The sequence below is a fragment of the Rhodococcus baikonurensis genome (assembly GCF_040489275.1).
GTDB lineage: Bacteria > Actinomycetota > Actinomycetes > Mycobacteriales > Mycobacteriaceae > Rhodococcus_F > Rhodococcus_F baikonurensis.
In genome coordinates, this window is sequence record NZ_JBEUOQ010000018.1 from 73,886 (window position 1) to 86,172 (window position 12,287).

12 protein-coding genes are annotated in these 12,287 nt (G+C 63.6%); 6 read left to right on the top strand and 6 right to left on the bottom strand.

Annotated features, from left to right (window positions below; genetic code table 11):
- Positions 1-18: 18 nt before the first annotated feature.
- Positions 19-1,134 carry an XdhC family protein gene (locus ABWI03_RS28855; protein ID WP_298775608.1) on the bottom strand — a complete coding sequence of 372 codons (1,116 nt, stop codon included), beginning with the start codon at positions 1,132-1,134 and terminating at the stop codon, positions 19-21.
- Between the two features lie 282 nt (positions 1,135-1,416).
- On the opposite strand from ABWI03_RS28855, the gene ABWI03_RS28860 reads away from it, so the two are divergent.
- Genes ABWI03_RS28860 through ABWI03_RS28870 form a run of 3 tightly spaced genes read left to right on the top strand, consistent with a single transcriptional unit; the run spans position 1,417 to position 3,963 of the window.
- Positions 1,417-2,604: a CaiB/BaiF CoA transferase family protein gene (locus tag ABWI03_RS28860; RefSeq protein ID WP_095971632.1), complete on the top strand. Its 1,188-nt coding sequence runs from the start codon at positions 1,417-1,419 to the stop codon at positions 2,602-2,604.
- Positions 2,605-2,647: 43 nt separating this feature from the next.
- Positions 2,648-3,307: a helix-turn-helix domain-containing protein gene (locus tag ABWI03_RS28865; protein WP_296555176.1), complete on the top strand. Its 660-nt coding sequence runs from the start codon at positions 2,648-2,650 to the stop codon at positions 3,305-3,307.
- Positions 3,304-3,963, top strand: coding sequence for an enoyl-CoA hydratase-related protein (locus ABWI03_RS28870; RefSeq protein ID WP_298775611.1), 660 nt, complete (start codon positions 3,304-3,306; stop codon positions 3,961-3,963). Before ABWI03_RS28865 ends, ABWI03_RS28870 begins: the two co-directional genes overlap by 4 nt.
- Here the strand turns inward: ABWI03_RS28870 and ABWI03_RS28875 are convergent.
- On the bottom strand, positions 3,931-4,476 hold the full coding sequence (locus tag ABWI03_RS28875) for an AAA family ATPase (protein ID WP_298775615.1): 546 nt from the start codon (positions 4,474-4,476) through the stop codon (positions 3,931-3,933). The two genes, ABWI03_RS28870 and ABWI03_RS28875, sit on opposite strands and share 33 nt — an antisense overlap.
- A gap of 114 nt (positions 4,477-4,590) precedes the next feature.
- Here ABWI03_RS28875 and ABWI03_RS28880 point away from each other — a divergent pair, with 114 nt between their 5' ends.
- Complete coding sequence (locus ABWI03_RS28880; RefSeq protein WP_095971628.1) at positions 4,591-5,322, top strand: oxygen-binding di-iron domain-containing protein; 732 nt, start codon at positions 4,591-4,593, stop codon at positions 5,320-5,322.
- Here ABWI03_RS28880 and ABWI03_RS28885 read toward each other — a convergent pair.
- Together ABWI03_RS28885 and ABWI03_RS28890 are read right to left on the bottom strand one after the other, a co-directional pair.
- Positions 5,314-6,705: an amidase gene (locus tag ABWI03_RS28885; RefSeq protein ID WP_298775617.1), complete on the bottom strand. Its 1,392-nt coding sequence runs from the start codon at positions 6,703-6,705 to the stop codon at positions 5,314-5,316. The genes ABWI03_RS28880 and ABWI03_RS28885 overlap by 9 nt on opposite strands.
- Before the next feature lie 150 nt (positions 6,706-6,855).
- Positions 6,856-7,167, bottom strand: a complete 312-nt coding sequence (locus tag ABWI03_RS28890) for an ArsR/SmtB family transcription factor (RefSeq protein WP_214889273.1) — start codon at positions 7,165-7,167, stop codon at positions 6,856-6,858.
- Between the two features lie 91 nt (positions 7,168-7,258).
- On the opposite strand from ABWI03_RS28890, the gene ABWI03_RS28895 reads away from it, so the two are divergent.
- Positions 7,259-8,317 (top strand): SDR family oxidoreductase, encoded by a 1,059-nt coding sequence (locus ABWI03_RS28895; RefSeq protein ID WP_296555169.1) that lies wholly within the window; start codon positions 7,259-7,261, stop codon positions 8,315-8,317.
- A gap of 141 nt (positions 8,318-8,458) precedes the next feature.
- Entirely contained in the window at positions 8,459-9,757 is a 1,299-nt protein-coding gene (locus ABWI03_RS28900) for a T3SS (YopN, CesT) and YbjN peptide-binding chaperone 1 (protein WP_200313073.1), read from the top strand.
- A 14-nt stretch (positions 9,758-9,771) separates the two neighbouring features.
- Here ABWI03_RS28900 and ABWI03_RS28905 read toward each other — a convergent pair whose 3' ends face one another.
- Both ABWI03_RS28905 and ABWI03_RS28910 read right to left on the bottom strand, forming a co-directional pair.
- Positions 9,772-11,961: a transglycosylase domain-containing protein gene (locus ABWI03_RS28905; protein WP_353799010.1), complete on the bottom strand. Its 2,190-nt coding sequence runs from the start codon at positions 11,959-11,961 to the stop codon at positions 9,772-9,774.
- A gap of 112 nt (positions 11,962-12,073) precedes the next feature.
- On the bottom strand, positions 12,074-12,283 hold the full coding sequence (locus ABWI03_RS28910) for a hypothetical protein (RefSeq protein ID WP_019746112.1): 210 nt from the start codon (positions 12,281-12,283) through the stop codon (positions 12,074-12,076).
- Positions 12,284-12,287 lie beyond the last annotated feature (4 nt).

Consider the following 12,287-nt stretch of genomic DNA (forward strand, 5'->3'; position numbering starts at 1 on the left):
GAATTCAGCGCAGTCGACTCAGGCCGTTCGATGCAGGGCGGTCGGATTCTCCTGAGGTGGCGGGTGGATCGGCCCCTGCAGATCCCGCAGTTCCAAACCGGAGGCATTGCGCAGGGTCTTGGTCATCTCGGCGAGGATCGACACTGCAGTTTCTTCTGGCGTCCTGGCGCCGAGATCCAACCCGATCGGTGAGTGCAGGCGCCCCAGCTCGGCGTCGGTGACGCCTCGCTCCTTCAACAGCGCCACCCGACGCTCATGCGTCGCACGACTTCCCATCGCACCCACGTATGCAGCCGACGAACGCAGCGCGATCTCGAGCAACGGGATGTCGAACTTCTCGTCGTGGGTGAGCACGGCCAGGACGGTTTTGTTGTCGATCGGTGCGGTTTCGAGGAACTTGTGTGGCCACATGACGACCAGATCATGGGCATCGGGGAAACGCGCTCGAGTCGCGAAGACCGGCCGTGCGTCCACGACGGTCACGCGGTAACCAGCAAAGGCGCCCAACGTACACATCGAGGCGGCGAAGTCGATGGCTCCGAAGACGTACATCCGCGGTAGTGGCGCGAAGATCTCGACCAGCAGGTCGTGCTGCGAATCGATGAGAGTTCCCGCGGGTGCGACAAAAGCTACGGACTCACCGGTCTCCATCGTGCGCAGCAGGATGGCGACCTCGTCCTCCGTGGCATCCAGATCCCCGCTGCGTCGGCCGTGCTCGACGACGAGGTGCCGTGCCGGCGCGCCCGGACGCACTTCGGTGACCACGACGACGGGCGTATCGGCCTCGATCCGGTCACAAACCTGACCGAACTCGGTGAAATCGGCTCCGACGGCCTGGACAAACACTTCGATGGTTCCGCCGCAGGTCAGACCTACTCCGATGGCGTCGTCGTCGGAGACGCTGAAGACCTCGACGCGGCTGGTGCCGTCGGCGAGAACCTCCTGGGCGATCTCGTACAGCGCACTCTCGATGCACCCGCCCGAGACGCTGCCGACCACCTCGCCGGAGCGTGAGACGGCCATGGAAGCACCGGGCATGCGTGGTGAGGATCGCCAGGTACGGACAACCGTCGCCAGTGCAAAATCCTCGCCACGGGCGTGCCACTGCGCCAGCTGAGTGGAAATGTCGCGCATCGCCTCGCCTCCCGCTTGCATCGCCGTACGTAGAGAGTTCACGGTATCGGCCCACCGCAATCCTGCCTGTCACACAATGCGCCTAAATCCGGCCCCTGCAGTTGTGCAATGTCGCCGTCGCATCACCTTGCGCTCTCGACCAGTGTTGTCACCGAGCCCAGCCGAAAGCAGGCCTGACCTTCATTCTTCCCCTCTCCGACGATCACTGCAGCGGTAATTCACGCAGATGGTGCGACGGATCGAGTGGGCGACGTTGCACACCACAGAACCGAGGTTTCTACGATGGACCAATTGCTCAGCGGTATCAAAGTTCTCGACCTCACCCGCGCTCTCGCGGGGCCTTTGTGCACGTCGCTGCTGTCGGACTTCGGCGCCGACGTGGTCAAGGTCGAAACCCGTGGCTCCGGCGACAGTTCGCGTCAGTGGCCGCCGTTCGACGGCGATCGAAGCCTCTACTTCGCGTCCGTGAACCGCGGCAAGAGGTCGATCGCCATCGACATGCGCAGTGACCGCGGACGGAAACTGCTTCGCAGCCTGGCCCTCGACGCGGATGTGCTGGTCGAGAATTTCCGTCCGGGAGTACTGGCCGACATGGGGCTCGATCCCGATTCGCTCGAGCAGGAGAATCCAGGGCTCGTCGTGATGAGCATCAGTGGTTTCGGCCCGGTGGGCCCCGACCAGTTCGCGCCCGGACTCGATCAGGTGGCCCAGGGCATGTCCGGGTTGATGTCGGTCACCGGTGCCGGTGAACAGACCCCGATGCGGGTCGGAATCCCCATCATCGACACGGTCTCGGGCATCTACGCGGCGCTGGGAATCACGGCGGCACTTGCCTCTCGCGGTCGCGACGGTCGTGGGCACCGCGTGCAGACCTCGTTGCTGGAATCCGCGATCTCGATCATGACTTTCCAGGCGCAGGACTACCTGAGCACCGGGCGGGTTTCGACGCCGAACGGCAATACGCACCCGACCATCACGCCGTACGGCGCTTTCGACACCGCGGACTTCCCGATCAACATCGCCACCGGGTCGGACAAGCACTGGATCGCGCTGTGCTCGGTTATCGGCGACCCCGACCTCGCCTTCCGTGCCGAATATGCCACGGGTAAAGAGCGTTTGGCACACCGTGACCAACTGACCAAAGAACTCGAGGAGCTACTGACCGCAAAAGGGGCGGCGCAGTGGATCGCCGAGATCCGCGGTGCCGGAATTCCCTGCGGCCCGATCCATTCGATCGATCAGGTGTTCTCCGACCCGCAGGTCGAGGCTCTGCAGATGGTCGAGCAGACGCACAGCGCCGACGGGACGTCGATTCCCGTTGTCCGCGGACCGTTCTGGGTGGACGGCAAGACTCTTCCCGTCAGAAATGCGCCACCCATGACTCTCGGCGGTGACGCCGACGGGGTACTCGCCGACTTCGGCCTTCGCCCGGAGGAGATCGAGGACCTTCGCGCGAATTCGGTGATCTGACCGCACACTAGTAACAGAGCAGACGCTCTGTTACTGTGCGTTCATGCCTCGGCCCCGCGTCCACGACCTCGACACACTGCTCGACGCTGCCGAAAAGCTTGCCGCCACTGCCGGGCCGAGCGCGGTCACGGTGCGGGCGGTCTCCGACGCCACCGGTGTGTCCAACGGGGCGATCTATCACGCATTCGGCTCTCGCAGTGGATTGGTCGGAAGCGCGTGGCTGCGTGCCGCGCAACGATTTCTCGCGCTTCAGCAATCGAGAGTGGACGACGCTCTCGCGGACCCCTCGCCGACCTCCGCGGTTTCCGCCGTCGTCGCAGCTGCCGAAGTTCCGGCCGTCTTCGCGCTCGACTACCCACAATCCGCGTTGCTGCTGCTGACGATCCAGCGCGACGAACTGCTCGGCACCGACGTCCCCGCCGACATCGCCGAGAAACTCACACAACTCGACCGGTCTCTGGTCGACTTGTTCATCCGATTGTCGACCGCGCTCTGGGGTCGCACAGACGGCAGAGCCGTCGAGGCAATCGAGGCCTGTGTTGTCGGCCTGCCTACCGGGCTACTCATTCATCCCGCCACACGCGCCGACGGTTGGCGAGTCCCCGACGCCGCAGCACGCGCGCGGTTGGATGCGGCGGTTCGCGCCGTTCTGAGTTTGGATCCACCACTCCCACAGTCCCGCAACAGGAAAGGCCCGTCATGACCACAACTCTGCGCTTCGAAGACAAGATCGCCGTTCTCGATCTCGGCGAGGACGAGAATCGTTTCTCGCCGGATTGGCTCGACTCCGTCGACAAGCTGCTCGATCAGGCTCTGAGCGAAGGCGCACACGCTCTGGTCACCACGGCGACGGGCAAGTTCTACTCCAACGGACTCGACCTCGACTGGCTTGGCGCGAACGGCAACAAGGCGAAGTGGTATGTGCAGCAGGTGCAGTCGCTGTTCGCTCGGATGTTGACGTTCCCGATGCCTACCGTCGCTGCGATCAACGGCCACGCCTTCGGGGCCGGCGCAATGCTCGGCATCGCGCACGATTACCGCGTCATGCGCGATGATCGCGGTTACTACTGCTTCCCGGAGGTGGACATCAACATCCCGTTCACCGAAGGAATGGCAGCTCTCATCCAAGCCAAACTCAGCCCGGCGTCGGCAATCGTCGCCATGACCACGGGGCGGCGATACGGCGGAAGTGACGCATTTGCAGCCGGTTTGGTGGACTTCACCGCATCCGTCGATGCTTTGACCGCCAAGGCCATCGAAATGGTTGCACCGATCGGGCCGAAGAATCCGGGCACGCTGGGCGCGATCAAGTCGACTATGTTCGCGTCAGTGGTCACCGCCCTGAATACCGACGGCTAGAAGCGATGGACTACGTTCTCGCAGAGCCGCTTCCAGATCATCGGCGACACTTTCGGCATCGCGACCTTCGGTGCTCAGAACCACGTCGACTCCACTGAGCGTCGGTATCGAACCGGCCAGCAGTTGTGACGCTTCCACAAGATCGTCCAACCCGGCCCAGCCGGCCGGTTCACGTTCGATGATTCTGGTGCGCAACGTATCCGGATCGGCCTCGAGGCGCGCCAACAGGTGCCCCTCGGCGCCGGTCGCGGCCAGCAGGGCACGCCCGTAGTCGTCGTCTTCGACAGTCGCCGTGAGGAAGAGGAGTTCATACCCCGCTTCCCGGTACGACGCGCACAGCATCCCGACGTGTGCGATTGCCCGTTCGGTCCCCAGCGGCGGGTAGCACCGCTCGAGTTCGTCCACCTCGATCATCGCGTTGCTCACCCCGACCTCGCCGAGTCGATCGTGAAGCGCGGTCAGCACGGAACTCTTCCCCGCGCCCGGCGGGCCTGTCAGCAGCAGTACGAACACGCCTCCACTATTCCAGAGCCGTGAGCATGTCCAGAGCCTTGTGCAGGCGCGGGGCGGCGAGAAGGCTGGAGAAGACAGCTTGACGTGTACAGCAGCCCTGATCGGAGCACAGCGATGACCACCACGATCACCGAAATCGCGCCGGACATCTACCGACTGTCGACCTTCGTGGACGAAGCCAACCTCACGATGAACCAGTTTCTCGTCGACGGCGAGGAACCCCTGCTCTTCCACACCGGGCAGCGCGCGTTGTTCACCTCGGCTTCCGACGCACTCTCCACGTTGATCGACATCGGCCGACTGAAATGGATCACGTTCGGTCACGTCGAGGCCGACGAGTGCGGATCAATGAACTCCTGGCTTGCGGCAGCCCCCGAAGCACAAGTGGCCCACGGCGCGATGGGGTGCTTCGTCCAGGTCAACGATCTGGCCGATCGGGCGCCACTTCCCTTGCAGGACGGCGACGTACTCGAAACCGGCAGCCGCCGGGTTCGGCACATCGACACCCCGCACGTCCCACACGGGTGGGACGCGGGCCTGATGTTCGAGGAGACGACGTCCACTTTGTTCTGCGGAGATCTCTTCACCGCGTTCGGGCACCACCCCGCGACCACCGAGCACGAAATCGTCGGTCCCGCTTTGGAAGCCGAGGACTTGGGCCACGCCACCTGCCTCACCCCGGATCTCGAACCCACGATCCGTGCCCTGGCCGATCTCGAGCCGCGGATTCTGGCGACCATGCATGCACCGACGTACTACGGCGATTGCGTCACCACGCTTCACGACCTGGCCGACTCGTACGCAACACGTTTCGCAGCCGAAACCGAAAGATGGAAGTCAGACTAAAGCCTGCGCGTTCGACGCGATTCGCGCCGCCACGGACAGCGCAACATGCTCGTGGAACGGCCGCGCCACCACCTGCACTCCGATCGGTAAACCGTTGCGGGAGAGTCCTACCGGAACCACGACCGACGGAAGGCCGAGCACACTGATCGCCCGGCAACTCGCGAGCGCGTCCATCCACGTGAGTTCGCGACCGCCCACCTCGAAGCTCTCCACACCGAGCGGCGGAGCGAGCACCGACGCAACCGGCAGAATCAGAACGTCGCCCATCTCGTCGAGGAAGCCGGCGATCAACACCGCGCGATCCGCCCACAGCGCTTCCACCTCGGCTGAACTCCGATCACGGCCTGCCGCAAGCATGGCGGTGATGTCCGCGCCGAAAGAGTGCGCTGAGCCTGCAGCGAGAGAGTGGATGTCCGCGTGGGTCTCGACCGATCGCAACGCACCGAAAAGTCCGTTCGCACGTGGCAGGGCCAAACCGTCGTACTCGCTCGCGTCCAGACTGTTCGCCACCGAGCGAACCGCCGACAGGATTTCGGCGTCGACGGGCATGGTTCCCTCGCCGGGTGCCCAGCGGATGTCGAGGTGTTCGACGTCGACCGAGTCCGGCTCGGTCCACGCGAGATGCGGCTTCGACAGGACGCGCAGCGCAAGCGTCGCATCACCGAGGTTGCGGGCCAGTGGGCCGATGGTCTGGATCGTGCCGTGCATCGTCGCGGGATTGGCGAGTACCCGTCCATCCGAAAGCACGCCGGGGTATTGCCCTTCGGATTCCACACGGCCGAGCGTCGGACGAACCGAAGTGAGGCCGGTGCAGTGGGCGGGCCAACGCACCGAGCCGCCAAAATCCGTGCCGAGTCCGAGCACGCTCATTCCGGCAGCAACCGACGCGGACTCACCGCCACTCGATCCGCCGGGGGACCGGACGACGCCGTCCGGTCGCACCGGGCTGGCCGTGGTGCCGAACAGTTCGTTTCGAGTCAGCCCGCACGCGCCGAATTCCGGGGTGTTGGTCTTGCCGATCAGAATTGCGCCGGCAGCCTTGAACGCCGCAACGGCCGGTGCATCGACGGCCGGGACGTTGTCCGCCAGAGTGCGAGAACCGGCGGTGGTACGCACGCCGGCAGTAGCGATCAGGTCCTTGACCGTGAACGGAACCCCGGCAAGGGGACCGAGTGTCTCGCCGAGAAGGCGACGTTCGTCCAGGCTGTCGGCGGTCGCCAGAGCCTCTTCGGCGCACACGGTGACCAGCGCGTTGAGTTCGCCATTGCATTCGTCGACCCGTGCGAGATGGCCTTCGACGACCGTCCGCGCCGACGCCTGACCCGACCGCACGGCTTCGGCGATGGATCGGGCATCACGGCCCACCCAGCTCTCACGACTCATCGCATGCCTCTCCTCGCCCGACTCCTCTGCCGAGCGTAAAGACAGCAAGCAACGCGAGAAACGACCACATTGCACATACCGACGGCTCCGGCGATGTGAGGTTTTGCCACAACGTCTGCAGCCCCGGAGGAATCGGTCAGGCGCTGGTACCTACAAACCCTGCCTGATGAATGCAGCAAGCTTCTCGATCTGTTGCTCGTTTCGTTTGTAATGCCGCCACTGGCCGATTCGTGTGGTGGTGACCAGATCCGCGGCCTGGAGTGCGGCCATGTACTGAGACGCAGTCGATTGCGACACCTTCGCCCTCGCTTGAATGTGCTTGAGGCACACTCCGACCTCCTCGGCAGGCTCGAGCTGAGGGGGAAAGCTTCCTGGGTCTTTCAACCACTGCAGGATTTGTACACGCATCGGGTTGGCCAGCGCCTTGAACGCCGTTTCCCACTCGGTTGCCGTGTCTTTCATATTCGTCAGCATACCGCTAGATCGCGAAATGCCGATATGTATGGTTCACTCCCTATATCGCAACATCGCGATATACCAATGGGAGGTTGGAATGATGCAGCACGACAAAGTCGCACTCGTGGTCGGAGCCCGTGGTGTGATCGGTGGGAACTTGATCGATCACCTCGAATCAACCGGCGAATGGAAGATCATCGGACTCTCGCGCCGAGGCGGCACGGACACCGACCGGGTCGAACACATCGCAGTCGATCTGCTCGATCCTTCCCAGACTGCGGAGGCACTGAGCGGACTGCACGGCGTCACCCACGTCTTCTACGCCGCCTATCAAGACCGCCCGACATGGGCCGAGCTGGTTCCGCCCAACTTGGCGATGTTGGTCAACACTCTCAACGCCATCGAGCCCGTTGCCGGCGAACTCGAGCACGTCAGCCTGATGCAGGGCTACAAGGTTTACGGGGCACATCTCGGACCGTTCAAAACTCCCGCCCGCGAGAGCGATCCACCGCACATGCCACCCGAGTTCAACGTCGACCAACAGCAGTTCCTCGAACGCAGGCAGCTCGGCAAATCGTGGACGTGGTCGGCGATCAGACCCTCAGTTGTCTCCGGATTCGGATTGGGCAACCCGATGAACCTCGCGATGGTCATCGCCGTCTACGCAACCATCTCGAAGAAACTGGGTGTCCCACTCCGATTCCCCGGCAAACCCGGCGCGTACACCAGCTTGATCGAAATGACCGACGCCGGACTCCTGGCCGAAGCAACGGTCTGGGCCGCGACCAATCCCGAGTGCGCGAATCAGGCGTTCAACATCAACAACGGCGACCTGTTTCGCTGGCAGGAAATGTGGCCGAAGATCGCAGCCTTCTTCGACATGGACGTCGCACCTCCTCTCCCGATGTCCCTCGATGTCGCAATGGCGGACAAGGAGTCGGTGTGGGATGAACTCGTCGAGGAACACCAACTTGCTCGAACCCCGTATGCCGATGTCTCGTCCTGGGGGTTCGGTGACTTCGTATTCGGATGGGACTACGACTTTTTCGCTGACGGATCGAAAGCTCGGCGGTTCGGATTTCACCGCCACGTCGACACCGAAGCGATGTTCCTCGACATCTTCGCCAATCTGCGGGCTCGGAAGATCATCCCCTGACTGGAAACACGGTCGCTTCGGATCCTGCGAACACTGTCACTGTCGGACCCCGGGACTACCGTCGTAGGCGGGGTTTGAAAAGCAGGGGTTTCGGCGAGTCGTCGGTAGGGCCCCATGCGCCCCCGGACCAGAGGAGCGGCGATGTCGGACAATACTTTCGATCTGGAAATCCTGAGTGCCTGGACTACTTTCGAGACTCATCTCGCTCGTTACATCTCCGTGATGGAGGACGACGACACCCTCGTGGTGGAGTCGCATTACGACAGCATGGACGAACTGGCGGACGCACCCGCGTGCATCCAGTTCTTCGCATGGAACCAGACCTCCGTGCGCTGTGAAGTTCCGTCGAACAGGTTTCTGCATCCATTGCGGATGCTCGAACCGGAAGACCATTCGGCACTGCTCGACATGGGGTTCAACGCTCCCGATCTGTGCGAGCACGAGCCCGAGGGCAACGGGTCCATGTCCTTCTACATCGACGTCGACCGCGCTCGTCCCGAGGAACTGGTGACAAAGGTGCTCCGCGTCTTTCGCGAGATGTGGAGCATTGCGCACCCGTCGTTCCTGCGTGCCAGCACCAGTGGACGCGAGTCGACGCCGGCGTTCGCCACGACGCCGTCGCACGCTCCCTCGGGTTCGGGAGACATGCTGCGGATCCTGGTCGACGGAGCCGTCGAACGCCTTCTCGGTCATCCGCCCAAGCGTGACGACGACGGCGACATCCCACTGGTCCGCGGTGAGCAGGTCACTTACGTTCGGGTCCTCGAGGACGACGAGTACGTGGAGGTGTTCTCGCGGGTCGTGCATTCGGTGGAGAACCTCGAGAACGCTGCTGTTGTTCTTGCCCAGCTCAATCGGCAGTGGCCGACCATCAAACTCATTCTCGTCGAGCAGAGTGTGCTGGGCGTGGTCCGCGTGGACGGTGCACCCTTCGTCGCCGAGCATCTGCTGCGGGCTCTGCGCTCGTTCGCCGAATTGGCCGAAGCATCGGACGAACTCGCCGAAGAACTGGGCGGGCAACCCATTCGCGCTACCGGAGACACCGCCTTCAACGACGGGATGGCCTCCGAGCACGAAGATCCCGGTGCCGAATACGAGTCACACGAGTGCCACGAATTTCCTCCGGCACTCATGGCGCTCCTCGAACTCGACGCCGACGGAACGGGTGAGCTCAGCGCCGAAGAGGTTGCCGTGATCTGTGAGCACGACCGCGACACCATTCTCGACTACCTGCGGATCAGCCAGGAGCAGGAGACGGCCTGGCACGAGGCGTTGACCGAGTCCATCCGTCGCAAGGACGACGACACCGACCTGTGTGCGGGCGAGAAGCGCGCGTGGACGCACGCGATCCGCAACCTCAGGCGCGGGCTGCGCGTCGTCGTACTGCCCGCCAAGGATGCAGCGCCGACCCAGCTCGGTCTCTTCGACGATCAGGCCTAATCGGGCGCTGCCTGTCAGCCCGGTAGTGGGATGACGATGCCAGGCAGGATCTCGATCTGACGCGGCAACTGGGGGAGCGGCGGCACTTCGATCGGCGGCAAGCCAGGCACCTCGATGGGCGCTGGGGGAGCGGCCGCGCCCGTTGTGGGCGTACCCGTCCCGTCGCCCGAGGTCACGCCGGAGTTCGCGGGAACGCCGGCCTGCCCGCCGATGGGATCCGGCCACGGGAAGCTCTCCCAGTCGGATCCCTTCAGCGCGCCGTCCATCGTGCTCTTCCAGATGTCGGCAGGCACTCCGGAGCCGTAGATCAAGCCGCCGTAGGAGTTGGTGATGGCCTGCGCGTCGGAAGTACCGATCCAGACCGCGGTGGACAGCGACGGCGTGTAACCGACCATCCATGCATCCTTGTTCTGCCCGGTGTCACCCAGCTGCGCGGTGCCGGTCTTGGCAGCGGACGGGCGTCCACCGGCAAGCGCGTGACCGTTCGAGTACGACGCGATCGGCAGCATCGCCTGCGTGACGTTGTCCGCGACGGCCGCATCAAGACGACGCTCACCAGGCGAGACCGGACGATCGAGCAGGACTTCACCTTCGGCCGTCACGACCTTCTGGATGAAGTGCGGCTGCTGGTACACGCCGGAGTTAGCGAGCGTCGCGTACGCGGAGGCCATGTCGATAACGCGAGACTGATACTGGCCGAGCACGATTCCGTTCTCCGGCGGGCCACCCTCCTGGGTGAGCGTCGGGTAGTCGAGCCCTGGAATGTGTTCGGGGATTCCGGCCAGGTGGGCGGCGTCGGCGATCTTCTGGGGACCGTTCTCCATCGAGAGCATCAACCGGTAGAAGCTGGTGTTCAGCGAGCGCTTGAGTGCCTCGGCGATGGTGCATCGACCACAGGATTCGCCGCCGACGTTTCCGATCGTCACACCGTTGATCGTGAGCGGTGAACTGTCGAACCGCGCGGACAGCGGAATATCTTCCATCAATGCTGCGACCAGACCGAAGACCTTGAACGCTGAACCGGTCTGCAGCGGTGCCTGGGCATAGTCGAAGCCGGCTCCGTCGTCACCGCCGTAATAGGCGTCGACCCCACCGGTCTTGGGGTCGATGGACACTACTGCGGTCCGCAGGTCTTCCGGCTCGCCCTCGAGATTCCGCTTGACGGCGTTCAGCGCAGCTTCCTGCGCGACCGGGTCGATGGTCGTCGTGATCTGCAGACCAGCGGTGTTCAACGTCTGATCGCTGATCCCGGCCTCGGCCAGTTCCTTGAGTACCTGGGCCTTGATGTGGCCTTCGGGTCCGGGCGCCTGGTTCAGATCGGTCGGCCGATTGGCGGGGGCGACAGCCGGGAACTGCATGGCGTCGCGATCCGTCTTGGTCAGGCTGCCCAGATCCACCATGCCGTTGAGAACGTAATCCCAGCGCGCTTGCAGCGCGGACAGATTGGTCTCGGGGTCCAGGAACGACGGGCTCTGGATGACGGACGCGAGAACTGCGCCTTCCTCGACGCTCAGCTCACTGACCGGCTTGTCGAAGTACGCGTTCGACGCGGCGGCGATGCCGTACGCACCGCGACCGAAGTAGATGGTGTTGAGATACGCGGCAAGAATGTCGTCCTTGGACCACTCGCGCGCCATCTTCGCGGAGATGACAAGCTCACGCAGCTTCCGGTCGATACTGCGCTTGTCGCCGACCAAGACGTTCTTCACGTATTGCTGAGTGATCGTCGAGCCACCGCCGGCGCTTTCCTTGCCCATCACGTTGTCGCGGGCAGCGCGAGCAAATCCGGAGATCGAGAATCCGGGGTTGGTGTAGAAGTTACGATCCTCCGCCGAGAGCACCGAATCGCGGACGTGAATCGGGATGGCCGACAACGCGACCTCGGTCCGGTTTCCCTCTGGCGGCACCACTTTCCCGAGCACGGTCGTACCGTCGGCCATGTAGATGGTGGACACCTGATTGGTCTGCATGTCCGAGGGGCGCGGGACGTCGGTCCGGCTGTACGCGACAGCAAAAACCGACGCAGGCACGATGATCATCAGGAGCACGAGAACGTAGATGGTCCGCCGGACGTACCGCCACTTGGAGCGCTGCTTCTTCGCCGGCTTGGCCGACTTGCTCGACCGAGGCGAATTAGCCGACTTGCCCGATCGAGCCGACGACTGATCGCCACCCGTCGCACTCGATCTGTTCGATGGACTCACTCAACACTCCCGGTCGTGGATCCGGACTTACCGGCACCATTCCACCAGGGTGATATCTCGATCAGATAACTCCCGGCAACTGCGATACCGAAATGTCACCCTACCGGGCTGGCTACTCGCGACGTTCTGCTCGGACCGCGTTCCGATATCCGCGGAACGCCAGCCCGAGAGCGACGACGCAACCGAGCAGCACCAAAGACGGCATAACGCCGGGGTCACCCTTGACTATCGCAACCACAGCGCCGATCAACGCCATGAGGGCGAAGACCGAGATGAAGCCGGCAATCAGCTCCATGCGCTGGGCGCGCGAAGCCCGCCTCATCGAA